The organism is Streptomyces sp. RLA131 (assembly GCF_056270125.1).
Genome location: NZ_JBWDOQ010000002.1, coordinates 6210326 through 6234803, shown reverse-complemented (window position 1 = coordinate 6234803; position 24478 = coordinate 6210326). Strand labels below are relative to the sequence as shown.

The window sequence follows — 24478 nt, the reverse complement described above, 5'->3', positions numbered from 1 at the left end:
CGCACCGCGCCGACCGGCGGACGTCACTTGACGCAAGCAGCCGCAGTGGGTTGCATACACAAGGTGACTGCACAACTTCCGGGAGCCGCTCAGTGGACCCGGTGATCATCGCGGGGGCGGGCCCGGTCGGGCTCGCCCTCGCGCTTGGCCTGGCACGGCACGGGGTGCCGAGCATCATGCTGGACGAGACGGACGGGAAGGTGCTCCCCGGAGCCGAACGAACGGCCGTACTGGGGCCGCAGACAGCCGGCCTGGTGGCACGGCTGGGGTATCCGGGTGTCCATGACGACGGCCGGGCGTGGACCGCGTGGCGTACGGTACGGCGCCGGCAGGAGGCCGTACGGATCGGGTTCGACACCCCTGCCGGGGCACTCCCCCGGCCCGGCGGCCCGGAGGCACCCCCGCTCCACATCGCGCAAAGCCGTCTGGAACGCGGACTGCGCGCCGCGGTCGCGGCCGAGGACCTGATCCGGATCGTGCCGGGCGCGCGGCTCGACACCCTGGAGCAGGACGGCACGGGGGTGACCGTGCACGCCCGCGGCTCGGACGCCACGTGGTGGCGCGGGAGTTATCTGGCCGGGTGCGACGGGGCCCGCTCGACCGTCCGCAAACTGCTGGGGGTGCGCTTCCCCGGACGTACGGCGGTGGACCGGCACGCGGTGGCCACACTGCGGGTCGAACTTCCGTACCCGGGAGAGGCGTTGCTGCACCGCGATCCGCCCGGCGCCGGCCTGGGGCGCGAGGTGACGGCACGTCCGCTGCCGGACGGCGTCTGGCGGCTGGACTGGCTGCTGCCGGCCGGGGGCGGCCCCCTGACCTCGGACGACCTGGTGGCCCGGATCCGCGGCACACTGGCCGCCTGGAGCGACTCCGGCACGGTGCCTCCCTACGAACTGCTGGGCTCTGCCGAGTATCCGGTGCACCAGCGGCTGGCACGGCGCTGGCGGGCCGGCCGGGTCTTCCTGGCCGGGGACGCGGCGCATCTGATGGGGGCGCTGGGCGCCCAGGGCCTGGAGGAGGGCCTGCGGGACGCCGACAACCTCGCGTGGAAACTGTCGCTGGCCTGGCACCACGGCGCCTCGGACACCCTGCTGGACAGCTACCAGGCCGAGCGGCGCGGGGCGGTGGGCGCCCGGCTGCGGGCCACCGACCAGGTGCTGCCGCTGCTGCGCGCCGACGGGGTCTGGCACGCGATGCGGCGTTCGGTGCTGTCCGGGCCCGCCCGCCGCTACGCCGAACTGCTGACCGACAGCCACCTGGGGCGCGGCCCCCTGGGAGCACCCCCGGTGTACGCGGGGTCGCCGCTGGCGCTGGCCGCGCCGCGCGGCGGCTCCGGGGGACCCGGCTCCGCCTCGCCGCTGGTCGCCTCGTGCGCCACGCCGCCGGGCGCGGCGGTGACGGACGCCGAGGTGACCGCCCTGGACGGCTCCCGGACCCGGCTGTACGACCGGCTCGGGCACGATCTGCTGGTCGTGCTGATCGCGCCGGGCACGGGGGTGTGGGAGAGCCGGCACTGGCTGACGGCGGGGCTGATGCCACGGCTGGCCAAGGCCGTGGCTGCGCTGCCGACCCGGGCCGAACTGCTGGTCGCGGAGGCCTATCCGGGGTCCACCGCGCACAGCGTGCTGCTGATCCGGCCCGACGGGCACCTGGTGACGGTGATGACCGGCTGTCGGCCGGCCGAGCTCTACTCGTACGCCGATCTGGCCCGGGGCGGACCGCCGGTGCCGGACCCGGCCGACGCCGACCCGCCCCCCGGGGAGCGGGTCAGCGAGCGAACTCCGTAGCCCGCGACTCCCGCACCACTGTGATCCGGATCTGCCCGGGGTAGGTGAGCTCCTCCTCCACCTGCTTGGCCACGTCACGGGCGATGACCTGTGCCTGGACGTCGTCCACGTCCTCGGGGCGGACCATCACCCGCACCTCGCGGCCGGCCTGCATCGCGAAGACCTTGGCCACCCCGGCGTGGGTGGCGGCGATCTGTTCCAGTCGCTTGAGCCTGCGGACGTAGGCCTCCAGGGACTCGCGTCGGGCGCCCGGACGGCCGCCGGAGATCGCGTCGGCGGCCTGGGTGAGCACGGCCTCGACGGTGCGGGGGGCCACCTCGTTGTGGTGGGCCTCGATGGCGTGCACCACGTCCTCGCTCTCGCCGTGCCGCCGGGCCAGGTCGGCACCGATCAGGGCGTGGCTGCCCTCCACCTCGTGGGTGAGGGCCTTGCCGATGTCGTGCAGCAGGGTGCCGCGCTTGACCGCGGTGGGCTCCACGCCCAGTTCGGCGGCCATCATGCCGGCGATGTGCGCGGACTCCAGCAGATGGCCGAGCACGTTCTGCCCGTAGGAGGTGCGGTAGCGCAACCGGCCGAGCATGCCGACGAGTTCGGGGTGCATGTCGGTGATGCCGGTGTCGGTGAGCGCGTCCTCGCCGTGCCGCACACAGAGCTGCTCGACCTCGGCGACGCTGCGCTCGTAGACCTCCTCGATACGGTGCGGATGGATCCGGCCGTCGGCGACCAGCGCGTCCAGGGTCAGCCGGGCGACCTCCCTGCGCACCGGGTCGAAGCAGGACAGCAGCACCGCTTCGGGCGTGTCGTCGATGATCAGGTTGACCCCGGTGACGGCCTCGAAGGTCCGGATGTTGCGGCCCTCGCGGCCGATGATGCGGCCCTTCATGTCGTCCCCGGGCAGTTGCAGGACGGACACCGCGGACTCGGCGGTCTGCTCGCCGGCCACCCGCTGGATCGCGGTGGAGACGATGCGCCGGGCCCGCTCCTCGCCCCGTTCCCGGGCGGCCTGCTCGATGTTGCGGACGATGACGGCCGCTTCGCGCTTCGCCTGCTGCTCCACGGAGCGGACGAGGTCGCCCCGTGCCTCGACGGCGGTGTAGGACGCCACACGCTCCAGGACGGCGCGGCGTTCGTCCTCCATCCGGAGCGCCTCGGCGCGGCGGCGCTCCAGGGACTCGCGTTCCTCGGCCAGTTCCTTTCTGCGGTTGTGCAGATGCCCGGACTCGGCGTCGATCCTGGCCTCGCGATCGGTGAGCCGCTGTTCACGGCGCTCCAGATCGGCCCGGAGCTCGCGGACCTCGTCCCTGGCCGAGGCCCGGATCTCCCGGGCCTCGCGTTCGGCGACGGCTCTCAGCCGCTCCCGCTCGTTGTGCAACCGGTGCAGCAGCACGGCGGCCACCGCGGCCGCCACCACGGACAGCGTCATGAGGGACATAGCGGATCCGGTCCCCAGCGCGATGCCCATGGCACCAACTCCCGTGTCTCCGAGGACGCTTCCCTCACTCGTTGTGAGGCTAGGTCGACTCACAGGTACGGTCAAGGAAGCGGTCACCGCACGGTCCGGTGACTCTCACTCCGGCAGGAAGTCCTCCAGGAGCTCCGGGTCCTCCCCTTCCTCCTCAAGGGCCCGGCGGACCACCCGCATCGCGACGCCCTCGGGGTACCCCTTGCGGGCCAGCATTCCGGCCAGCCGGCGGATACGCCGGTCACGCTCCAGGCCACGGGTGGCTGCGAGCTTGCGTTCCACCAGGGCGCGGGCGGCCTGCTCCTCCTGCTCGGGGTCGAGCTGCTCGACGGCGCGGCCGATCAGTTCCGCGTCCACCCCCCTGGTGCGCAGTTCCTGGGCGAGCGCCCGCCGGGCCAGGCCCCGGCCCCGGTGCCGCGATTCCACCCAGGCGTTGGCGAACGCCTCGTCGTCGATGAGCCCCACGTCCTGGAACCGTTCCAGGACATGCTCGGCGACCTCCTCGGGGATCTCCCGCCGGCGCATGGCGTCGGCGAGCTGCTTACGGGTCCGGGGTGTTCCCGTGAGCAGGCGCAGGCACAGGGCCCGTGCCTGTTCCTCCGGGTCGGCGGGTTCTGCCGGCGGCGGCTCCTTCTCGGCCCCCGACGAGGAAGAGCCGCCGCGGTCGGGGTACCGGCTGCGTGCGCGGGCCACGGGCTCAGGCCTTGGCCGCAGTCGCCTTGGTCGCCTTCACGGCCTTGGGCGCGGAGGCCGGAGCCGCCGGTTCCGTTGCCGTCTTGGCGGCGGGAGCCGACGTGGCGGCATCCGTGCCGGGCTCCTCGCCCAGGGCCTCGGGCCTGACGCCGATCCCCAGCTTCTCCTTGATCTTCTTCTCGATCTCGTCGGCGAGGTCGGGGTTGTCCTTGAGGAAGTTGCGCGCGTTCTCCTTGCCCTGACCGAGCTGGTCACCCTCGTACGTGTACCAGGCACCGGCCTTGCGGACGAAGCCGTGATCGACACCCATGTCGATCAGGCCGCCCTCCTTGCTGATGCCATGGCCGTAGAGGATGTCGAACTCGGCCTGCTTGAAGGGCGGGGCGACCTTGTTCTTGACGACCTTGACGCGGGTGCGGTTGCCGACCGCCTCCGTGCCGTCCTTGAGGGTCTCGATACGGCGGATGTCCAGACGCACGGAGGCGTAGAACTTCAGCGCGCGGCCACCGGTCGTGGTCTCCGGCGAGCCGAACATCACACCGATCTTCTCGCGGAGCTGATTGATGAAGATCGCCGTGGTCTTGGACTGGTTGAGCGCGCTGGTGATCTTCCGGAGCGCCTGGCTCATCAGGCGGGCCTGCAGACCCACGTGCGAGTCGCCCATCTCACCCTCGATCTCGGCCCGCGGCACCAGGGCCGCCACGGAGTCGATGACGATGAGGTCGAGGGCGCCGGAGCGGACCAGCATGTCCACGATCTCCAGTGCCTGCTCGCCGTTGTCCGGCTGGGAGAGGATCAGGTTGTCGATGTCGACGCCGAGCTTCTTGGCGTACTCGGGGTCGAGTGCGTGCTCGGCGTCGATGAAGGCCACCTGGCCGCCGGCCTTCTGCGCGTTCGCCACGGCGTGCAGGGTCAGGGTCGTCTTTCCGGAGGACTCCGGGCCGAAGACCTCCACCACGCGGCCGCGGGGCAGGCCGCCGACGCCGAGCGCCACGTCCAGAGCGGTCGACCCGGTGGGGATGATCTCGATGGGCTCGTTCGGACGCTCGCCGAGGCGCATGACCGCGCCCTTGCCGAACTGCCGTTCAATCTGTGCGAGCGCGGCGTCGAGCGCCTTCTCGCGGTCGGTTCCTGCCATGGGTTCCACCCGGGATGTCTGAGTCGATCGCTTCACGTCCATGACGCTACTGCCTGCCACTGACAATGCGCCCTGACGTCCCTCCGGGCTGTGGATAACCAGCGGAAAACCGCGAGAAACCGGGCCCGGCACATCCATGAGAATGGATGTTCGAATTACGTGTCAAGTGAGACATGAGGCTCCCGAAAAAGGGAGGAAACCATCCTAAACCAGCGGAAAGCTTCCCCGGCCTGCTCAGCCACGCCCCGTCCGGCGCCGGATCCTGGCCAGCAGCGAGGCGCCCGGCCTGCGCCGCTGCGGCCCATGGGCGCGCGGGTCGGTCACGGCGTACCGCTTCACATAGGCGCCCAGGAAGCCCTGCAACGTGGCCGTCGCCGGGATCGCGACCAGCGCGCCGACCGCGCCCAGCAGCGCCGTGCCGGCGACGACCGAGCCGAAGGCGACGGCGGGGTGGATGTCCACCGTCCTGGCGGTGATCCTCGGCTGCAGTACGTAGTTCTCGAACTGCTGGTAGACCACGACGAAGCCCAGCACCCACACCGCGTCCCAGGGGTCCTCGGTGAACGCGATCAGCATCGGCAGCGCACCCGCCAGATAGGTGCCCACGGTCGGGATGAACTGCGAGATCACCCCCACCCACAGCGCCAGCGCGGGCGCGTACGGCACGCCCAGCACCTGCAGCAGGACGTAGTGCGCGACGGCCGAGATCAGCGCCATCAGCAGGCGGGAGTACAGATAGCCGCCGGTCTTGGCCACCGCGATCTCCCAGGCACGCAGCACCTCCGCCTGGCGCGTCGGCGGCAGTACGGAGCACAGGGTGCGGCGCAGCCGGGGGCCGTCGGCGGCCAGGTAGAAGGTGAACAGGGCGATGGTGAGCAGCTGGAAGACGCCGCCCAGCACCGCGCCGGACAGCCCCCATACGTTGCTCGCCTGGTTCTGCACGTAGTTGCGCAGCCAGTCCGAGTGCAGGACGTTGTCCTGGAGCTTGCCGACGGACAGGTCGGTGCCGAAGGTCTTGTTGAGCCAGAGCACGACATCGTCGACGTAGTCGGGCAGATTACGGCCGATCATGGTGATCTGGTCGACGAGCAGGGAGCCCAGCAGCACCACGAACAGCCCGCCGGCGGCGAGCACTCCGATGAAGACCAGCCCGGTGGCGGCCCCCCTGCGCACCCCCCGGGCCGCCATCCAGTCCACGGCGGGCTCGATGGCCAGCGCGCCGAAGAAGGCGATCAGGATGTTCACCAGCAGTCCGATGACCTGGTGGAACGCCCAGTTCGCCAACTGGAAGGCACCGAAAAGCGCGAGGGCCATCACCATGGCGCGGGGCAGCCACCTCGGCATGCCGCCCGCGCCGGACGCCTCCAGGGCGCCGGGCGCCTCCCCGGTGCCACCGCCGTCGCCGCTGCTGCCGGCGCCGTGGTCCTTGCCGTCGTCCGGAGTCCTCTGGGTATCCGGGGTACCTGGGGTGCCTGCGTCTGCTGCCACGGGCCAAGTCTCGCCCATGGATCAGCGTTTCGAAGCGGGCACGTCAACCGCCGCGCACACCGCGCGCCACACGTCCCTGGCCTCCCAGCCCTCCTCCAGCGCCTGGACCACGGTCCTCCCGCCCAGTTCGGACATCACATGATCACGCGCGAAGGAATCGGCGTACAGCTCACCGAAGTGCGCCCGCATCCGCTCCCAGAAGACCGTCAACTTCATGAACACCAGTATCCCGCCGGCGGGGGGCGCGTGGACGCACAGGCGTAGGCAGCCGCGGCAGGGCCCCCTACTGTGCGCACATGCCAGTTAACCCGTCAGCGCGCGCCGAGCAGTTCGTGTGGCTCACCGCCCGCGTGATCGAACAGCGCAGGTTCGCCCATCTCTTCCTGCAGGGTGCGCCGGACCCGGTGGAGACCGCGCTCAACGCGTACCGCAACGAGGACGACGGGTTCGGCCACGCCCTGGAGCCCGATCTGCGCGGCCCCGTGAGCCAGCCGCTGCACACCGCGTACGCGCTGCGCGTGCTCGACGAGATCGGCCGTTGCAACGGCCGGCGCGCGGAGCGCGTGTGCCGCTATCTCACCGCCGTCTCGACCCCGGAGGGAGCGCTGCCGGCGGTCCATCCCTCGCTGCGCGGTTACCCGGCGGCGCCCTGGATCCCGATCACCGACGACCCGCCGGGCGATCTGCTCGCCACCGGGCCCGTGGTCGGGATGCTGCACCGCAACGAGGTGTGGCACGCATGGCTGTTCCGGGCCACGGACTTCTGCTGGTCGGTCGTGGACTCCCTGGACAGGACCCATCCGTACGAGGCGATGGCCGCCCTGGCGTTCCTCGACTCGGCGCCGGACCGCCCGCGGGCGCAGGCGGCGGCGGACCGTCTCGGCCGGCTCGTCAGGGAGCAGCGGCTCGTGGTGCTCGATCCGGCCCGCGCCCACACCTACACCGTGCCACCCGGCTACGCGCCGGGCGAGCATCACTATCCGTACGACTTCGCGCGCACGCCCGATTCGCTGGGCCGGCGCTGGTTCTCGGACGCTGAGCTGGAGCGTTCGCTGGCGTTCCTGGCCGCGTTGCAGGGCTCGGACGGCGGCTGGCCCATCACCTGGCGGGAGTGGGCGCCGGGCACCCGGCTGGAGTCGCGGCCGATCGTCACGATCGAGGCGCTGCGCACGCTGCGCGCCTACGGGCGGCTGAAGGGGCACTAGCCGGGCCGACCGGGCCGGATCAGCCCGCGAGGGCCCGTACGGCGGCGGTGACGACGACCGCCGCCCCGACCACCACCAGGAAGGGCGCGCGCAGCAGCAGGGCGACGGCGGCCGCGGCGAGGCCCGCGCCCCGGGCGTCCAGGGCGAGGGTTCGGTCGTCGGTGCCGAAGGTCTGGATGGCGGTGAGCGCGGCCAGCAGCGCGATGGGCACCAGGGCGGCGAGCCTGCGGACGACCGGCCGCTCCAGGAAACCGGCCGGCACCGACAGGCCGAGCAGCTTCACCGCGTAGCAGCCGAAGGCGGTGACACCGATGGCGATCCAGGTGCTCATCGCGTCACCGCCAGGACGAGCGGCGCGGCCAGGGCGGCGACCAGCACCGGTACGCCGGCCGGGAGCAGCGGCAGGCAGACCAGTGCCAGGACGACGGCGAGCGCCGCCACGGCCCGCTGGTCGCGTCCGCGCACCATGGGCGCGAGCAGCGCCAGGAAGACGGCGGGGCCGGCCGCGTCCAGGCCCCAGGCGGCGGGGTCGCCGAGCGCGGACGCCCCCAGGGCGCCGAGCAGGGTGGTCAGATTCCACAGCACGTACAGGCTGGCGCCGGTCACGGTGAAACCCAGGCGCGCGCTGCGCCGGTCCGGCTGGGCGAGGGCGACCGCGGAGGTCTCGTCGATCACCCACTGCGCGGCCAGCGGGCGCACCGCGCGCGGCAGCCGCAGCAGCTCCGACAGGCGCAGCCCGTAGAAGGCGTTGCGCACGCCGAGGAAGAACGCCCCGGCGGCGGCCGCGAACGGGCTGCCGCCGGCCCCCAGGGCGCCGACGAGGGCGAACTGCGAGGCGCCGGTGAAGACAAGGAGGCTCAGTGCGCAGGTCTGGGCGATGCCGAGCCCCGCGCCGGCCGAGGTCACCCCGAAGGCGAAGCCGGACAACCCGACGGCGACGCCGACGCCGAGTGCGTCGCGGATCACCGCGGAACGCGGCCTGGCCGCCGAGGGCTGCTGCTCCGTGTCTGCTGGTGGTGCGGTCACGGGTCGATCCTAGGGAGCGTGGCCGGGCGGGTCTTGTACGTTCTTGCGCTCGCGCTGGTAGGCGCCCGGCGGGACGCCGACGATCCGGGTGAAGTGCCGGTTGAGGTGCGGCTGGTCGGTGAAGCCCACCGCCAGTGCCGTCTCGGCGGGCGGGAGGCCGTCCTCCAGCATCCGGCGGGCCGCCCGCACCCGCTCGCCGGTCAGCCAGGCGTGCGGGGGCAGCCCGTATGCCGCCCGGAACGCCCTCAGCAGCGCGAAAGGTCCGGCGCCCACCTCGGCGGCCAGCTGCTCCAGGGTGGGCGGCGCGCTGATCCTGGCCGCCAGCAGCTCCCGGGCCCGGCCGGCGGCCACCGCGCCCGCGCCCGCGGGGCGGCGGGAGGCCGGTCCGGTGCCCCAGCGGCCCAGCAGCCGGGCGGCGGCCAGGCGCAGCGCGGAGTCGGCGGCGAGCGCGTTGTCGTGCTCGGCGGCCCGGTGGACGTCGGCGATGAGGCGGGCGGCCCGGGGGTCGTCGAGCAGCGACGCGCCGAAGGACGGTGTGCCCCGGATCGCCGAGATCTCCCGCGCGACCTCGGCGATCACTTCCACGTCCGGGTAGAGCACCTGGTAGCTCCAGCCCTCGCCGGTGCCGGCGTGGGCGGTGTGCGGGGTCTCGGGGTTGATCAGTACGACGCCGCCCGCTCCGGCCCGCTCCTCACCGTGGGGCAGACCCACCACCTCGATGCCCCGGGTCACGGTGGCGATCACGTATCCGTCGTGGGCATGGCGGGGGAAGGTGTGCCGGACGTAGTGGGCCCGCAGCAGGTCCACGCCCGGCAGGCCCGGATGCTGCCAGTGCCGTGCGCGCTCCTGCGGTGCCATGAGTCCATTGTGCGGCCGCCCGCCCGGACCGCCGGGGAGCCGCCGTGGAGCCGTCGGGAGCCGTCGGGAACCGTCGGGAGCCGATTGTCAGTGGGGCGAGGCAGGATGGAGGGCATGTCGCAACGACGCAGTCGGATCGCGCCGGAGGAGGACCCGGCGTCGTCCCTGGACGCCTTCTCCCCCGCGACCCGCGCGTGGTTCAGGGGGGCGTTCAGCGCGCCCACGGCCGCCCAGGCCGGGGCATGGCGGGCGATCGCCGAGGATTCCGACGTGCTGGTGGTCGCCCCCACCGGCTCGGGCAAGACCCTGGCGGCCTTCCTCGCTGCCCTGGACCGGCTGGCGTCCACCCCGCCACCGGCCGAGGCCCAGCGGCGCTGCCGGGTGCTGTACGTGTCGCCGCTGAAGGCGCTCGCGGTCGACGTGGAGCGGAATCTGCGCAGTCCGCTCACCGGGCTGCGGCACGAGTCCGTACGCCTGGGGCTGCCGGAGCCCGAGGTGCGGGTCGGGATCCGTTCGGGCGACACCCCGCCGGCGGAGCGGCGCGCGCTGGCGACCAGGCCGCCGGACATCCTGATCACCACGCCCGAGTCGCTGTTCCTGATGCTGACCTCCGCGGCCCGGGACGCGCTGCGCGGCGTCGAGACGGTGATCCTCGACGAGGTGCACGCGGTCGCGGGCACCAAGCGCGGCGCGCATCTGGCCCTGTCCCTGGAGCGGCTGGACGAACTTCTGGACCGGCCCGCACGGCGGATCGGGCTGTCGGCGACGGTGCGGCCGGTGGACGAGGTGGCGCGCTTCCTGTCGCCGCAGCGCAAGGTGACGATCGTCCAGCCGCCCTCCCAGAAGGAGTTCGACCTCTCGGTGGTCGTGCCCGTGGAGGATCTGGGCGAGCTGGGCGGCTCCCCGGCGGCCGACCAAAGCGGCCCGACGGCGGCCGGGGACGAGCGGCCGTCGATCTGGCCCCATGTCGAGGAGCGGATCGCCGACCTGGTGCAGGCACACCGGTCCACGATCGTCTTCGCCAACTCCCGCCGGCTGGCCGAGCGGTTGTGCAACCGGCTCAACGAGATCGCCCTCGAACGGGCCACCGGCGGGCCGCTGCCGCAGTCCGCGCCGCCGGCCGAGATCATGGCCCAGTCCGGGGCCGCGCAGGGTGCCCCGCCCGTGCTGGCCCGGGCGCACCACGGCTCGGTCTCCAAGGAGCAGCGGGCCCTGGTCGAGGAGGATCTCAAGGCGGGCCGGCTGCCCGCCGTGGTGGCCACCTCCAGCCTGGAGCTGGGCATCGACATGGGCGCGGTCGATCTGGTCGTCCAGGTGGAGTCGCCGCCGTCGGTGGCCTCCGGACTGCAACGCGTGGGCCGGGCCGGACACCAGGTCGGCGCGGTCTCCACCGGTGTGGTCTTCCCCAAGTACCGGGGTGATCTGGTGCAGTCGGCGGTGGTCATCGAGCGGATGCGCGAGGGTGCCATCGAGGCGCTGCGCGTGCCGGCCAACCCGCTGGACGTCCTGGCGCAGCAACTGGTCGCCATGACGGCGCTCGACACCTGGGACGTCGACGAGCTGCTGGCCCTCGTGCGCCGCGCCGCGCCCTTCGCCGGGCTGCCGCACTCCGCGTACACCGCCGTGCTGGACATGCTCGCCGGGCGCTATCCCTCCGACGCCTTCGCCGAGCTGCGCCCGCGCCTGGTCTGGGACCGGGTGGCCAACACGCTGAGCGGCCGGCCGGGGGCCCAGCGGCTCGCGGTCACCTCCGGCGGCACCATCCCGGACCGGGGCCTGTTCGGGGTGTTCCTGGCCGGGGCCGACCCGAAGAAGGGCGGCGGCCGGGTCGGTGAGCTGGACGAGGAGATGGTCTACGAGTCCCGGGTCGGCGACGTCTTCACGCTGGGCACGACCTCGTGGCGGATCGAGGACATCACCCGTGACCGGGTGCTGGTGTCGCCCGCGCCCGGGGTTCCGGGCAGGCTGCCGTTCTGGAAGGGCGACCAGCTGGGCCGCCCGCTCGAACTCGGCCGCGCGGTGGGCGCGTTCCTGCGCGAGGTGGGCCGGCTGGCCCCGGCGGAGAGCCGGGAGCGGCTGACCGCGGCCGGGCTGGACGCCTGGGCGGTCGACAACGTCCTGGCCTATCTGGACGAGCAGCGCCGGGCCTGCGGCCATGTGCCGGACGACCGCACGATCGTGGTCGAGCGCTTCCGGGACGAGCTGGGCGACTGGCGGATCGTCGTCCACTCCCCGTTCGGCGCGCAGGTGCACGCCCCGTGGGCGCTGGCCCTGGGCGCCCGGCTCGCCGAGCGGTACGGCTTCGACGCCCAGGTGATGCACGCGGACGACGGCATCGTGCTGCGGCTGCCCGACGCCGACATGCTGGGCATGGATCTGCTGGACGCGGATCCGGCACACCGGGGGGCGGAGCCCGACGTCGAGCAGTCACCGGTCGGGGCCGCCGACATCGCCTTCGACAAGGGCGAGGTCGAGCAGCTGGTCACCGACCAGGTCGGCGGTTCGGCACTGTTCGCGTCGCGCTTCCGCGAGTGCGCCGCCCGCGCCCTGCTGCTGCCGCGCCGCAGCCCCGGCAAGCGCACCCCGCTGTGGCAGCAGCGCCAGCGGTCGGCCCAACTGCTCCAGGTCGCATCGGAGTTCGGCTCGTTCCCGATCGTGCTGGAGGCTGTCCGCGAGTGCCTGCAGGATGTCTTCGACGTGCCCGGTCTGGTCGAGCTGATGAGCGACATCGAGGCCCGCCGGGTGCGGCTGGTCGAGGTCACGACACCCGAGCCGTCACCCTTCGCGCGCTCCCTGCTCTTCGGTTATGTCGCGCAGTTCCTCTACGAGGGCGACTCGCCGCTGGCCGAGCGGCGTGCCGCCGCCCTGTCGCTGGACTCCCGGCTGCTGGCCGAGCTGCTCGGCCGGGCCGAGCTGCGCGAGCTGCTGGACGCCGAGGTGCTGACCGAGCTGGAACGGGAGCTCCAGTGGCTCACCGAGGACCGCCGGATCAAGGACGTGGAAGGCGTCGCGGACCTGCTGCGGATGCTGGGGCCGCTCACCGGCGCCGAGCTCGCCGCCCGGGGCGCCGAGCCGGACTGGGCGCGTGAGCTGGAAGCGGCCCGCAGGTCGATCCGGGTGCGGATCGCGGGCGAGGACCACTGGGCGGCCGTCGAGGACGCCGGACGGCTGCGGGACGCGCTGGGCACGGCGCTCCCGGTCGGCGTCCCGGAGGCCTTCACCGAACCGGTCAAGGATCCGCTGGCCGACCTGCTCGCCCGGTACGCACGCACCCACGGCCCCTTCACCTCCGCCGAGGCCGCCGGGCGCTTCGGCCTGGGCACGGCGGTGGCCGACGGCACCCTGCACCGGCTGGCGGCGCCCGGCCGCGTCGTCCAGGGCGAGTTCCGGCCCGGCGGGGCGGGCCACGAGTGGTGCGACGCCGGGGTGCTGCGACGGCTGCGGCGCCGCTCGCTGGCCGCGCTGCGGCACGAGCTGGAGCCGGTGCCGCCCACGACGCTGGCCACGTTCCTGCCGCAGTGGCAGCACGTGGGCACGCACAGCCTGCGGGGCATCGACGGTCTGGTACGGGCCGTGGAGCAGTTGCAGGGCGCGGCCGTGCCCGCCTCGGCGCTGGAGAAGCTGGTCCTGCCGGCCCGCGTCGCCGGTTACACACCCGCCATGCTCGACGAACTGACCGCGTCCGGCGAGGTGGTGTGGGCCGGGGCGGGGGCCCTGCCGGGCAAGGACGGCTGGATGTCGCTCCATCCGGCCGAGAGCGCGCCGCTGCTGCTCGCGCCGCCGCAGCCGCTGGAGCTGTCGCCCCTGCACCAGGCCGTGCTGGACGCCCTGGGCGGGGGGTACGGCCTGTTCTTCCGTCAGATCGCCGAGCACGTCAGAGCCGGCGGCCACGCTCCCACCGACCCCGAACTGGCCGACGCCGTCTGGGATCTGGCCTGGTCCGGGCGGCTCACCAACGACACGCTCGCCCCGCTGCGCGCCCTCCTCGGCTCCGGCCGCACGGCCGGTTCCACCGCGCACCGGGCGCAGCGCGCTGTGCCGCGCGGCCGCTACCGGCCGCCGGCCGGCCGGGCGCCGCGCGCCACGGCGTCCCGTACCGGGCCGCCCACCACCGCCGGGCGCTGGTCGCTGCTCCCGGCGATCGACCAGGACCCCACGGTCCGGGCCCACGCCCTGACCCATGTCCTGCTCGACCGGCACGGCGTCGTCACCCGTGGCGCGGTCGCCGCCGAGGGTGTCGAGGGCGGCTTCTCCGCCGCGTACCGGGTGCTCTCCGCCTTCGAGGAGACCGGCCAGGCCCGGCGCGGCTATGTCGTGGAGGGGCTGGGCGCCGCCCAGTTCGCCATGGACGGCGCCGTCGACCGGCTCCGGGCACTCAGCACGTCCCGCGAGACCCGCACCGGCCCGGGCACGCACACCGTCGTCCTCGCCGCCGCCGATCCCGCCAACGCCTACGGCGCCGCCCTGCCCTGGCCCGAGCAGCCGGCCGGGGTCACACACCGGCCGGGCCGCAAGGCCGGCGCCCTCGTCGTCCTGGTCGACGGCGAGCTCGTGCTGTACGTCGAGCGCGGCGGCAAGTCGCTGCTCGCCTGGCCGGGGCCCGACGACTCCGAGCGCCTCCGGTCCGCCGCCGAGGCCCTGGCTCTGGCCGTCCGGGACGACGCCCTCGGCCGCCTCACCGTGGAGCGCACGAACGGCGAGTCCGCGCTGACCTCCCCGCTGGGCCGGGCCCTGGAGGCGGCCGGCTTCCACGCCACCCCGCGCGGCCTGCGACTGCGGGCCTAGGGCCAATGCCGTTGCGTTACGGGCTTGCGGGCTGGGGTCTTGTGATGAGGACCGCTTGAGGTCCGGTGCGGGTCGGCTGTGGCCAGGAACGGTGTTCAGTTCGCTTGAGGCGGTAGTTGGACATCTTGCGTTTCACCACGCGGGGCTGGCTGCGGAGGCGTCTGACGGGCAGGAGCCGTTCCAGGAGGTCCTGCTCGAGCATCACCAGTGCTCTGACCAGGAGGTCAGGGGGAAAAACTGCCCGGCGTGACGGTCACGCTGCGCCGGGCAGAGCGCAGCGTTTCGGTGAAGGAGACCCGGTCAGGGTCCAGGCCACGGGTGGCAGCCGTTCTCAGCATGAGTTCCCGCAGAGCGTGGTGGACCAGCAGGTGTGCCCAGATCTGCTGGTGAACACCGTCGGGTGTTTTACTGCTGAGCACGACGCGTGCGCCACGCTGATGGGTTTTGATCTCGGCGAAGACGGACTCGATCTCCCAGCGTTCGCGGTAGAGCGCGGCCAGCTGCCGGGCAGGATACCGTCGGGCGTCCAGCAGGCTGGTGACCAGGCGATAGTCGTCGGTCTCACCCTCACCGGCCCGGTCCTTGAGCCGGTAGGCCAGGACACGGACCACAACCGGCTCCTTGCGGGCCGGGCCGCCGCTCGCTCTGATGTGTGAGAGCCATGACCCGTCGCGGAACTGTTTGGTGACGGGCAGGACGCGGTTGGCGGGCACCCGCCACAGCAGGTCGGCGCCGGTGGCGGTGAACGCCTGCCACAACGGGACGCCAAGGAACCCACGGTCGGCCAGGACCAGCTGACCTGGGCCGGTCGAACGCGGCAGGCGGCCTACCAGAGTGACTTCCCCGGTGCGGCAGCCGGCCAGTTCCGCGTCCAGCACCGCATGGCTGCCGATCTCCACCAGAGCTGCCATCCGCACTTGCGGAAACGCGCTCCTGCCCGACCCGCGGCCACTGCCCGGACGTCCGAAGGCAGTCTCGTTGGCTTCACTGTCCGCGACGTCCCAGCACGTGCCGTCGACGGCGAGCAGCCGCAAGCCCCGCCAGAACGCGCCGGGCGTCGCCTCGGTCGCCATCGGCTTCGCGGTCGTGGCGAACAGCACCCGCAGCGGCTCGGAGCCCAGCCGCTGCCGGGCCCTGAACAGCGAGGACTTCGCCGGAACACGCCAGTTGCCCAGCAGCCCCGAGCCCCGCAAGCCCTCGACGAGATGGCGCATCACTTCCAGATACGGGGCAGGTGAGAACAGGGCCAACGCCAGCACGAAGTACACCACCAGCCGCGCGGGAAGCAGCCGCTGACGTCGCTCGGCACGGCCGCACGCCGTCACCACCCGGTCCACCAAGCCTGGCGGATACACCCAGGTCAACAGGCCGAGACCCGATAAGTCAGACACACTCGCAGCCATCCGAACCACCCCCGGGACGAACTGCCAAGCACAGTACGCCTACAGCAAAGGCAACGGCATTGGCCCTAGGCCGTGTTGCGAAAGTCCCGCCTGCTCCACGACGCCTGGCACGCACGCTCGCCGCGTTGTCGGGATCATCCAAGTACGTCCAGTACGAGGACGACCCTCCGCCTTGCGATCGCACGCACCAGACGCCGCGGAGCCCGCCCTGCGGGCGGACGGCGCTACTTTCGCAACACGCCCTAGCGCCGGTCCGTCACGTCCGGTGGGCGGGTACGTCCTCAGTCGCCGTACGGGCCGAGGAGCCGGCCCGTACGGCGACTGAGGAGGCGACTGAGGAGGCGACTGAGGACGAGCGTGGCCGGGGCCGCGCGACCCGGTGGATCAGCCCGGTGTGACGGCCAGCGCCGCCAGTTCCTCCGCCACTCTGCGCTCGTGCGCCTCGGCGTCCTCGCGGGCCTTCCGGGGGCTCCAGCGTCCCGTCATGACGAACACGAACGGCAGGAACACCACCTGTCCGCCCACGCAGATCCACCACCATGTCTGCCACTGGCCGGGCCCGTCGGCGGCGGCCCTGCTCACCTCGGCCCCGTGCGCCTTGAGCACCGCCAGCTGCGGCTGGGCCTTCTGGACGACGGCCAGGTCGGCCGGGCCCACCTCCTTCACCGCCCGGGCGCTCAGCTCCGCCGGCGCGGCGCCCGGCTTGTACTTGCCCAGTTCCGCGAAGAGCTGGGGGTGGGCGTCGACCACGGCCAGCGCGGGGGCGGCCTGTTCGGAGGCCGTGGTGACCTCCGCGCCGTGCTCCACCAGCGGGGTCGCGGCCGTCACGACCACCGGGATGAGGGCGGCGGAACCCGCGACGACCACGCGGATGATCCATCCCCACACCGCCAGCCCGGTGGCGGTGGCCGCCGGGTTGTGCTTCTCGACGGTCTCGGTGAAGCTCGCCATCCAGGGCGCGTAGGTGATGCCGCCGAGCGCCCCGATCCCGACGAACAGCCAGGCGAAGGTGTAGTAACCGGTGTGCGGGTGTGTGGCGGTGACCGCGAAGAGCGAGGTGACCACGATGGAGCCGACGGCGCCGGCCACCATGAACGGTTTGCGCACCCTCAGGCGGTCCGAGAGCAGTCCCGCGACCACCAGGGCGACGGCGTTGGCGGCCCAGTACCAGTTGGCGAGGGCGTTGGTGCGCTGCTGGCTGTAGTCGAAGGTGGTGGCGAAGTACACGACGAAGTTGCCCACCGCCGAGAAGTACAGCAGCAGGAAGAGGCTGATCGCGAGTGCCGAGCCGATCACGTCCAGGCGCAGCATCTGCCGCCAGGCGCCGTGCGGTGACTGTTCCGGGTCGATGCCCTTGGCGCGTGCCTCCACCAGGGCCCGGTCGCGCAGGCTGACCATGATCTGGTCGCGCAGCCGGGGCGACAGTTCGCGCAGCCCGACCAGGGCGACGAGGAAGACGACCAGCCCGGTGGCACCGGCGTAGCGCAGTTCGTCCTGCCAGGTGGAGGTGGTGAGCGTACTGCTGGTGACCGTGGTGACGACGAGGCTGCCGACGACCGGGCCCATCGTCCAGTAGCCCATCGCCGTGGCCCGGCCGAGCTGCGGCGAGAAGTCGCGGATCAGGGCGGGCGTGGCGACCAGGATGATGCCCTCGACGAAGCTGACGGCGGCGAAGAGGACCAGGAAGGTGGCCTTGTCGCCGGCCGCGGGCAGGGCCAGCAGCACCAGCACTCCGGTGACCAGGAGTCCGTAGACCACCAGGTTGGCCCGGCCCCACCGGTCGGCGAGGCCCGCCACCAGGGAGGCGAAGGCCCCTACGGCGTTGCCGATGACGGACACCCAGATGAAGTAGGCGTAGGTCATGCCGAAGTGCGTCATGACCGAGGTCGCCACGGCGTACTGGATGTACAGCTGGTAGTAGAGGACGACGGTGGTCACGACCACGATCGCCAGATACGTGTAGCGCGGGCCTGTGCCGGGGTAGTGGGCCAGGTCGCGGCGCCACAGGCGCGCGAGTGGACCGGGCGGGGACGACGGGCTGCTCGTGGTGAGGTCGCTGTCGGTGGACTGGGTCCGTGGCATGCGGCTCTCCTCCCGGGGGATTCGGGGGCGGAGCAAGGCACTCGGGGCGCGCGAAATGGGGACGTCGTGCCTTGCGGCTGCGTGCCCAGAGGGTAATACCGACCAGTTGGTATGGCCTAGATGAGTGCACGGACTTTTCCGGCGGCAACGCGATCCGTCACCTGCGGTGACGCGCTCCGGCCGCCCCATGGGGCGGGCAGGACCGCGCACCGCCCGCCGGGCACACCGCCGTACGCGGGCGCGGCTGGAGGTGTGGGCGCGGGTGTGGCGCGGGTGCGGGACGGGCTGGACCTGTGGGGCGCGTACTTCGCGGTCGCCCCGCACGCCTCCTGTGTTCGTACGTCCGCATGTCAGCGGCGCCGACGGCTCGTTGTGGCTGCGTCACGGGGCACTGCCCGAAATCCGCGTCCCTGCCCGGCACATGCCCTCCGCCCGCCTCGAACGCCGCTTCCCCGAGGGCGGACCTCGCCGTGGCCGGCCGGACGACGGTCACCGTGGAACCGACGGAACCGGTCACGCATGTCCGACCGCCGGGCAGGCCGGCGCAGGCCCGTACCTTCCGCCGATACGCCGAGGACCCGGCGTCCGCCGTCGCCGCGCTCCGCACACCTGGGCCGGTGCTCGCGGGACCATGTCCGTATGCCCGAAGGAGATACGGTCTGGCTGACCGCACACCGCCTGGACGCCGCCCTCGCGGGCCGGACTCTCACCCGGTGCGACCTGCGCGTCCCGCAGCTGGCGACCACCGATCTGTCCGGCCGCCACGTCGAGGCGGTGGTCCCGCGCGGCAAGCATCTGCTGACCCGGATCGAGGGCGGGATCACCCTGCACTCACATCTGATGATGGACGGGTCATGGCATCTGTACGCACCCGGCGAACGCTGGCGCGGGGGGCCGTCACACCAGGTCAGAGCGGTACTGTCGACACCGGACCGGATCGCCGTGGGCTATCGGCTCCCCGTCCTGGAGCTCATCGCCACCGACGGGGAGGACGCCGCCGTGGGCCATCTGGGCCCGGATCTGCTGGGGCCGGGCTGGGACGCGGCGGAGGCGCTCCGCAGGCTCACCGCCCAGCCGGACCGGACCACCGGCGAAGCCCTGCTGGACCAGCGCAATCTGGCCGGGCTGGGCAACGTCTACAAGTCGGAGCTGTGCTTTCTGCGCGGGGTCACGCCGTGGACACCGGTATCCGGCCTGACCTCCCCCGAGCGCATGGTGGCCCTGGCCAAACGCCTGCTGGAGGCCAACAAGGCCCGCCCCGGGCACATCACCACCGGTGACACACGGCGCGGGCGGACGCACTGGGTGTACGGGCGCGCCAACCGGCCGTGTCTGCGCTGCGGGACCGCGATCCGGGTCGGGGATCTGGGCCCGGCGGGGCAGGAACGGGTCACCTACTGGTGTCCGTACTGCCAGAGGGGTCCCGCTCCCGACCGAAGTTGACGTACCGTCAGATCATGGCCGAACGAACCGGGTTGACCCGAAACGCCGAACTCGCCGGACGTACCGCCCTCGTCACCGGAGCCGCCGGCGGAATCGGCCGGGCGGCGGCACGGCTGCTGGCCGGCGCCGGAGCCACCGTCGTCTGCGCGGACCGCGACGAGCCGGGCGCGCGCCGCACGGCCGAGCTCATCACGCAGGACGGGGGCGGCGCCGGGTACGCCCGCGCACTCGATGTGACCGACAGCGCCGACACCGCGGCGGCCGTCGCGGAGACCGTCGGGCGTCACGGCCGGCTCGACATCCTGGCCGCCATCGCCGGGGTCATGCACTCCAGCAGCGTGCTGGAGACCGACGAGGCCGACCTGGACCGCGTCCTGGCGGTGAACTTCAAGGGAGTGCTGTACGCGGCCCGCGAGGCGGCCCGCGCGATGCGGGAACAGCGCTCGGGCTCGATCATCACCATGGCGTCCGGCGCCGTGGACACCGGCCGGGGCGGCCTGCTCTGCTACAGCGTCTCCAAGGCCGCCGTGGTCCAGCTCACCAGGACACTGGCGACGGAACTGGGGCCGTACGGGGTGCGCGCCAACACCGTCGCGCCCGGGTTCGTCCGTACCGCCATGACCGCCGGATCGGGCAGCGAGCAGGCCATGGCGCGCGCCACGCCTCTGGGCCGCGTGGGCGACCCGGAGGACGTGGCGGGCGCCGTGCTCTATCTGGCCTCCGACCACTCAGCGTTCATGACCGGCCAGATCCTGCGCCCCAACGGCGGCATCGCCATGCCCTGGTAGGGACGTACGGTGCCCTCTCTGTCCCGGCACGGGGACTCTCGCGCTCCCGCGCGCACCCCCGACCGATGACCCTGACGATCCGGAGCGGGTCACGGAGTGCAGCGGGATGAGGCTCAGGCCCCAGCCGCCGGCCGCGACCAGACCCTCCACCGGGCCTGCCCGGTCCGGCGCCATGGCGAGCCGCAGGGTGGCCCACCACCACAGCGCGCCCGCGAGGAGCGCGATCGCCCAGCGGACCGGCCGCCGGGCCCAGATCTTCCGGAGAACGCACATAGCCGCCTCCTTCGGAGCCCCGAGGTTGCGGCGGGGAACCCACAGGAGTTCCCCGTACCGGAGTACGATCCCCGCCCGGCAAGATCGCTAGACCTTCCGGGCCACGACCGCCCCGTCCTTCACTCGAACGGGGCAGAATTCAGCCCCCGAAGTTGACGGACGAGAGCCCCCGGTCACCCGACCGGGGGCTGTGTGCGCAGAGCCGCGCGGCTCAGACGTTCTCCGCCTGGAACATCCAGTGGTGCTTCTCCAGATCGCCGGACAGGCCGATCAGGATGTCCTGCGAGACGGGATCCGGCTTGTCGGTCGAGGCGATGCCCTCGCGCACCCGCTTGATCACCTGGCCGAGGGCCTCGACCATGATCTCCACGACCTGCGAGTCCTTGACCCAGCCGTCCGTGACGGTGTCGATGGCGCTGTTGCGGGCCACCGTCCCGGCGCGCCCGTCGGGCGTCACACCGATGGCGGACGCGCGTTCGGCGACCGTGTCGGCGTACGTACGGGCCGTGATCACCACATCGTCGAGCTGGAGGTGGACGGACCTGAAGCGCGGGCCGATGACGTTCCAGTGGACCTGCTTGGCCACCAGGGAGAGGTCGATCAGATCCGCTAGGACACCCTGCAGCGCCTCGCCGGTCACCTTGCGGTCGGCCTCGGACAGCGTGCTCGTGACGACACTCATACTGCTTTCCTCCTGCTGGGTTCGGCGGTCTGGTTCATCCCCATTTACGCCTTCCCCCTCACGCCACCGCAAACGCGGAAAACCCCAGGAGCCCCGGTCTGCGTCGCCGACCGGGGCTCCTGGGTCAATCCCACTTCGCTCAGGCCGCGACGACGTCCACGGCCTCGGCGGGCGCCTTCGGCGCCTTGATGGTGACCCGCTCGTCCGGGCGACCGGACGTTACAGACGTGACCGCGCCCAGCAGCGGCCGTACAGGCGCGGCAGCGGACTCGGAAGCCGCCGACTCCGCCAGCTCGGCAAGCGACAGATCGTCGCTGACCTCCCGCATCACCTCGGACATCGGGACGTCCAAGGCGTCGCAGATCGCTGAGAGCAGTTCGGAGGAGGCCTCCTTCTGCCCTCGTTCGACCTCCGACAAGTAGCCCAGGGACACCCGGGCGGACGAGGAGACCTCTCGCAGGGTGCGGCCCTGGCGCTGGCGCTGCCGACGCAGCACGTCACCAAGCAGGCGACGGAGCAGAATCATCGGTGGCTCCCTCCTCGGACCGCGATATCGCAACCTTCTCGCCCCACCGTACCGCCTCGGGCACCGGCCGTGCGGGGAGCGATGACGTGTTCACTCAGGGCTGCAAACATCCCTTCCCCCCACCGTCTTCCCTATCCGTCGCCTTTGCCGATTCGCCAGGAGTTCCCAAGCCTGACACAAGCGCGTGCTCCAACAGGGCCAGGGCGGCGCCCAGGGCCGCGGCCCTGATATCCTCCCGGCCCGCACTCGCGGGGGCGGGTGGCAACTGGTCGGCCCGGCCGACTCCGCGGGGCCCCGCGACGGCCACGTACACCGTTCCCACCGGCTTGCCGTCCTGCGGGTCGGGGCCGGCGACCCCGGTGGTGGCCAGGCCCCAGTCGGCGCCCAGGGCGGTCCGTACACCCTCGGCCATCGCGCGGGCGACCCGCGGATCGACGGCGCCCCGCTCGGCCAGCAGGGCGGTGTCCACGCCCAGCAGCCGGGCCTTGAGATCGGTGGCGTACGCCGTGACCGAGCCGCGGAAGCTCCGCGAGGCGCCGGGCACCCCGGTCAGCTCGGCGGCGACCAGGCCGCCGGTGAGCGACTCGGCGACGGCCAGGGTCTGCCCGCGTTCCGCCAGCAGCCGCAGCACGCCGGCGGCGGCTGCCCCGCTCACACCCCGGTCCCGCGGCGGGCGGCCAGCCCTGCCCGGCGCAGCACCAGGGCCTGGCGTACGTAGTCGTAGCCGGACCAGACGGTCAGGATCACGGCGGCGCCCATCAGGACGGCCCGCAGCGTGGCCAGCGGCCCGGTGAGGACCAGGATGTACATGCCGACGGCGACACCCTGGGTGAGCGTCTTGAGCTTGCCGCCGCGGTTGGCGGGGATGACGCCCCAGCGGATCACCCAGAAGCGCAGCAGCGTGATGCCGACCTCACGCACCAGGATGACGACCGTCACCCACCACGGCAGGTCGCCCAGCGCCGAGAGGCCGATCAGGGCGGCGCCCATGATGGCCTTGTCGGCGATCGGGTCGGCGATCTTGCCGAAGTCGGTGACCAGGCCGTAGCGGCGGGCCAGTTCGCCGTCGAAGAGGTCGGTGATCATCGCGACGGCGAAGGCCGCCCACGCGAAGGAACGCCAGACGGGGTCGGTACCGCCGTCGTGGACGAGCAGCAGGACGAAGCCGGGGACCAGCGCGAGCCGCATCATCGTCAGGATGTTGGCGATGTTCCACAGCGCGACCTGGGGGGCCGCGGGGGCGACCGGCGCGGGGCGGTGGTTGCCTGCGGCGGGCGCGGGTGCTCCGGTCATCTGGCCGCCTCCTCCGGCTCCGGACACAGCGGTTCGGCGACCAGGTCGACGCCCTCGGTGTCCACCACCTTCGCGGTGACGATCGCCCCGGGCAGCAGGCCCTCGTACGAGGTGAGCCGCACCTGCCCGTCGGTCTCCGGCGCCTGGTGCTCCGCCCGGCCGACGGCTTCGCCGTCCTCGCCGTCCTCGCCGCCGACGCTCTCCACCAGCACCTCGACGGTCGAGCCGAGGCGTTCCTCGGCGCGCTGCGCGGTCAGCTCCTCGGCCAGCCGCGAGACCCGCGCCAGGCGCTGGGCGACGACGTCCTCGTCCAGCTTGCCGTCGTACGTGGCGGCCTCGGTGCCCTCCTCGTCGGAGTAGCCGAAGACGCCGATGGCGTCGAGCCGGGCGGCCGACAGGAACCGCTCCAGTTCCTCCAGGTCCGCCTCGGTCTCGCCGGGGAAGCCGACGATGAAGTTGGAGCGGACGCCCGCCTCGGGGGCCTTGCCGCGGATCGTGCCGAGCAGTTCGAGGAAGCGCTCGGTGTCGCCGAAGCGGCGCATGGCCCGCAGCACGCCGGGGGCGGAGTGCTGGAAGGACAGGTCGAAGTACGGCATGACCTTGGGCGTGGACGTCAGGACGTCGATCAGTGAGGGCCGCATCTCGGCGGGCTGCAGATAGCTGACCCGGATCCGCTCGATGCCGTCGACGGCCGCCAGCTCGGGCAGCAGCGTCTCCAGCAGCCGGATGTCGCCGAGGTCCTTGCCGTACGAGGTGTTGTTCTCGCTGACCAGCATGACCTCCTTGACGCCCTGTTCGGCCAGCCAGCGGGTCTCGCCCAGCACGTCCGAGGGCCGCCGGGAGATGAAGGAGCCCCGGAAGGAGGGGATGGCGCAGAAGGAGCAGCGGCGGTCGCAGCCGGAGGCGAGCTTGACCGAGGCGACCGGGCTGCTGTCCAGCCTGCGGCGCAGCGGCGCGCGGGGGCCGGAGGCGGGGGCCAGGCCGTCCGGAAGGTCGTCCGGGCGGCTGTCGGGGACGCTGTCGGGGGCCTGGGCGTGCCCGGGCAGGGCCACGCCGCCCGCGGCCTGCCGCTCCGCGGGGCTGATCGGCAGCAGCTTGCGGCGGTCGCGGGGGGTGTGCGGGGCGTGGACGCCACCGGCCAGGATGGTCTGCAGCCGGTCGGAGATGTCCGTGTAGTCGTCGAAGCCCAGGACCCCGTCGGCCTCGGGCAGCGCGTCGGCGAGCTCCTTGCCGTACCGCTCGGCCATGCAGCCCACGGCGACGACGGCCCGGGTGCGGCCCTGGCCCTTGAGGTCGTTGGCCTCCAGCAGGGCGTCCACGGAGTCCTTCTTGGCGGCGTCGACGAAGCCGCAGGTGTTCACGACCGCGACATCGGCGTCGGTGGCATCGTCGACGAGCTGCCAGCCGTCCGCCGCCAGACGGCCGGCGAGTTCCTCGGAGTCCACCTCGTTACGGGCGCAGCCGAGCGTGACAAGAGCGACGGTACGGGGTTCGGGCATGACCTCAGCGTACTTTGTCCGGGCAGGGGCCCCGGCCCGGACCCTCG

General features: G+C 72.7%; 20 protein-coding genes. 5 read left to right on the top strand and 15 right to left on the bottom strand.

Translation table 11 applies throughout. The features are described from left to right. Positions 1-92: 92 nt before the first annotated feature. Positions 93-1787, top strand: a complete 1695-nt coding sequence (locus RWE79_RS29150) for an FAD-dependent monooxygenase (RefSeq protein WP_475943040.1) — start codon at positions 93-95, stop codon at positions 1785-1787. Here RWE79_RS29150 and rny read toward each other — a convergent pair. The 5 genes from rny to RWE79_RS29125 all read right to left on the bottom strand — a co-directional run bounded on the left by rny (position 1768) and on the right by RWE79_RS29125 (position 6784). Next, positions 1768-3219, bottom strand: coding sequence for a ribonuclease Y (rny, locus tag RWE79_RS29145; protein ID WP_475943039.1), 1452 nt, complete (start codon positions 3217-3219; stop codon positions 1768-1770). The two genes, RWE79_RS29150 and rny, sit on opposite strands and share 20 nt — an antisense overlap. Before the next feature lie 135 nt (positions 3220-3354). Then, positions 3355-3942: a recombination regulator RecX gene (recX, locus tag RWE79_RS29140; RefSeq protein ID WP_475943038.1), complete on the bottom strand. Its 588-nt coding sequence runs from the start codon at positions 3940-3942 to the stop codon at positions 3355-3357. Positions 3943-3946: 4 nt separating this feature from the next. Beyond that, a complete protein-coding gene (gene recA / locus RWE79_RS29135; protein ID WP_475943037.1) occupies positions 3947-5080 on the bottom strand; it encodes a recombinase RecA in 1134 nt (377 codons plus the stop codon). Positions 5081-5314: 234 nt separating this feature from the next. Beyond that, positions 5315-6586 carry an AI-2E family transporter gene (locus RWE79_RS29130; protein ID WP_475943036.1) on the bottom strand — a complete coding sequence of 424 codons (1272 nt, stop codon included), beginning with the start codon at positions 6584-6586 and terminating at the stop codon, positions 5315-5317. Between the two features lie 3 nt (positions 6587-6589). After that, positions 6590-6784 (bottom strand): DUF3046 domain-containing protein, encoded by a 195-nt coding sequence (locus RWE79_RS29125; protein ID WP_475943035.1) that lies wholly within the window; start codon positions 6782-6784, stop codon positions 6590-6592. Between the two features lie 80 nt (positions 6785-6864). On the opposite strand from RWE79_RS29125, the gene RWE79_RS29120 reads away from it, so the two are divergent. After that, entirely contained in the window at positions 6865-7773 is a 909-nt protein-coding gene (locus RWE79_RS29120) for a hypothetical protein (protein ID WP_475943034.1), read from the top strand. Between the two features lie 19 nt (positions 7774-7792). On the opposite strand, the gene RWE79_RS29115 is transcribed toward RWE79_RS29120, so the two are convergent. From RWE79_RS29115 to RWE79_RS29105, 3 genes are read right to left on the bottom strand one after another with little or no spacing between them, the layout of a single operon-like run. Continuing rightward, positions 7793-8104: an AzlD domain-containing protein gene (locus RWE79_RS29115; protein ID WP_475943033.1), complete on the bottom strand. Its 312-nt coding sequence runs from the start codon at positions 8102-8104 to the stop codon at positions 7793-7795. Then, positions 8101-8799, bottom strand: a complete 699-nt coding sequence (locus RWE79_RS29110; protein ID WP_475943032.1) for an AzlC family ABC transporter permease — start codon at positions 8797-8799, stop codon at positions 8101-8103. The genes RWE79_RS29115 and RWE79_RS29110 overlap by 4 nt, the downstream gene beginning before the upstream one ends. A gap of 9 nt (positions 8800-8808) precedes the next feature. Continuing rightward, positions 8809-9657: an AraC family transcriptional regulator gene (locus RWE79_RS29105; RefSeq protein WP_475943031.1), complete on the bottom strand. Its 849-nt coding sequence runs from the start codon at positions 9655-9657 to the stop codon at positions 8809-8811. Between the two features lie 114 nt (positions 9658-9771). On the opposite strand from RWE79_RS29105, the gene RWE79_RS29100 reads away from it, so the two are divergent. Then, the gene (locus RWE79_RS29100) at positions 9772-14442 is read left to right on the top strand and encodes an ATP-dependent helicase (protein WP_475943030.1); all 4671 of its coding nucleotides are present in this window, start codon (positions 9772-9774) and stop codon (positions 14440-14442) included. A gap of 224 nt (positions 14443-14666) precedes the next feature. Here the strand turns inward: RWE79_RS29100 and RWE79_RS29095 are convergent, their stop codons facing one another. After that, entirely contained in the window at positions 14667-15845 is a 1179-nt protein-coding gene (locus RWE79_RS29095) for an IS4 family transposase (RefSeq protein ID WP_475938055.1), read from the bottom strand. A 384-nt stretch (positions 15846-16229) separates the two neighbouring features. Next, on the bottom strand, positions 16230-17927 hold the full coding sequence (locus tag RWE79_RS29090; RefSeq protein WP_475943029.1) for an MFS transporter: 1698 nt from the start codon (positions 17925-17927) through the stop codon (positions 16230-16232). Between the two features lie 639 nt (positions 17928-18566). Between RWE79_RS29090 and RWE79_RS29085 the strand changes: the two genes are divergently transcribed. Together RWE79_RS29085 and RWE79_RS29080 are read left to right on the top strand one after the other, a co-directional pair. Then, positions 18567-19370, top strand: a complete 804-nt coding sequence (locus RWE79_RS29085; RefSeq protein WP_475943028.1) for a DNA-formamidopyrimidine glycosylase family protein — start codon at positions 18567-18569, stop codon at positions 19368-19370. 14 nt (positions 19371-19384) lie between these two features. Continuing rightward, entirely contained in the window at positions 19385-20158 is a 774-nt protein-coding gene (locus RWE79_RS29080; protein WP_475943027.1) for an SDR family NAD(P)-dependent oxidoreductase, read from the top strand. 484 nt (positions 20159-20642) lie between these two features. Here RWE79_RS29080 and RWE79_RS29075 read toward each other — a convergent pair whose 3' ends face one another. From RWE79_RS29075 to rimO, 5 genes are all read right to left on the bottom strand, one after another. Beyond that, the gene (locus RWE79_RS29075) at positions 20643-21113 is read right to left on the bottom strand and encodes a Dps family protein (RefSeq protein ID WP_475943026.1); all 471 of its coding nucleotides are present in this window, start codon (positions 21111-21113) and stop codon (positions 20643-20645) included. A 139-nt stretch (positions 21114-21252) separates the two neighbouring features. Further along, complete coding sequence (locus tag RWE79_RS29070) at positions 21253-21639, bottom strand: helix-turn-helix domain-containing protein (RefSeq protein WP_475943025.1); 387 nt, start codon at positions 21637-21639, stop codon at positions 21253-21255. A 94-nt stretch (positions 21640-21733) separates the two neighbouring features. After that, a complete protein-coding gene (locus tag RWE79_RS29065; RefSeq protein ID WP_475943024.1) occupies positions 21734-22294 on the bottom strand; it encodes a CinA family protein in 561 nt (186 codons plus the stop codon). Beyond that, complete coding sequence (gene pgsA, locus RWE79_RS29060; protein ID WP_475943023.1) at positions 22291-22932, bottom strand: CDP-diacylglycerol--glycerol-3-phosphate 3-phosphatidyltransferase; 642 nt, start codon at positions 22930-22932, stop codon at positions 22291-22293. Before pgsA ends, RWE79_RS29065 begins: the two co-directional genes overlap by 4 nt. Further along, positions 22929-24431 carry a 30S ribosomal protein S12 methylthiotransferase RimO gene (gene rimO / locus RWE79_RS29055; RefSeq protein WP_475943022.1) on the bottom strand — a complete coding sequence of 501 codons (1503 nt, stop codon included), beginning with the start codon at positions 24429-24431 and terminating at the stop codon, positions 22929-22931. The genes pgsA and rimO overlap by 4 nt, the downstream gene beginning before the upstream one ends. Positions 24432-24478: the final 47 nt, after the last annotated feature.

Coding starts and splice junctions, on each gene's coding strand:
- rny (WP_475943039.1), bottom strand. CDS start 3,219: ATGTCCCTCATGACGCTGTCCGTGGTGGCGGCCGCGGTGGCCGCCGTG.
- recA (WP_475943037.1), bottom strand. CDS start 5,080: ATGGCAGGAACCGACCGCGAGAAGGCGCTCGACGCCGCGCTCGCACAG.
- RWE79_RS29130 (WP_475943036.1), bottom strand. CDS start 6,586: ATGGGCGAGACTTGGCCCGTGGCAGCAGACGCAGGCACCCCAGGTACC.
- RWE79_RS29125 (WP_475943035.1), bottom strand. CDS start 6,784: ATGAAGTTGACGGTCTTCTGGGAGCGGATGCGGGCGCACTTCGGTGAG.
- RWE79_RS29120 (WP_475943034.1), top strand. CDS start 6,865: ATGCCAGTTAACCCGTCAGCGCGCGCCGAGCAGTTCGTGTGGCTCACC.
- RWE79_RS29115 (WP_475943033.1), bottom strand. CDS start 8,104: ATGAGCACCTGGATCGCCATCGGTGTCACCGCCTTCGGCTGCTACGCG.
- RWE79_RS29105 (WP_475943031.1), bottom strand. CDS start 9,657: ATGGCACCGCAGGAGCGCGCACGGCACTGGCAGCATCCGGGCCTGCCG.
- RWE79_RS29100 (WP_475943030.1), top strand. CDS start 9,772: ATGTCGCAACGACGCAGTCGGATCGCGCCGGAGGAGGACCCGGCGTCG.
- RWE79_RS29095 (WP_475938055.1), bottom strand. CDS start 15,845: ATGGCTGCGAGTGTGTCTGACTTATCGGGTCTCGGCCTGTTGACCTGG.
- RWE79_RS29090 (WP_475943029.1), bottom strand. CDS start 17,927: ATGCCACGGACCCAGTCCACCGACAGCGACCTCACCACGAGCAGCCCG.
- RWE79_RS29085 (WP_475943028.1), top strand. CDS start 18,567: ATGCCCGAAGGAGATACGGTCTGGCTGACCGCACACCGCCTGGACGCC.
- RWE79_RS29080 (WP_475943027.1), top strand. CDS start 19,385: ATGGCCGAACGAACCGGGTTGACCCGAAACGCCGAACTCGCCGGACGT.
- RWE79_RS29075 (WP_475943026.1), bottom strand. CDS start 21,113: ATGAGTGTCGTCACGAGCACGCTGTCCGAGGCCGACCGCAAGGTGACC.
- RWE79_RS29070 (WP_475943025.1), bottom strand. CDS start 21,639: ATGATTCTGCTCCGTCGCCTGCTTGGTGACGTGCTGCGTCGGCAGCGC.
- pgsA (WP_475943023.1), bottom strand. CDS start 22,932: ATGACCGGAGCACCCGCGCCCGCCGCAGGCAACCACCGCCCCGCGCCG.
- rimO (WP_475943022.1), bottom strand. CDS start 24,431: ATGCCCGAACCCCGTACCGTCGCTCTTGTCACGCTCGGCTGCGCCCGT.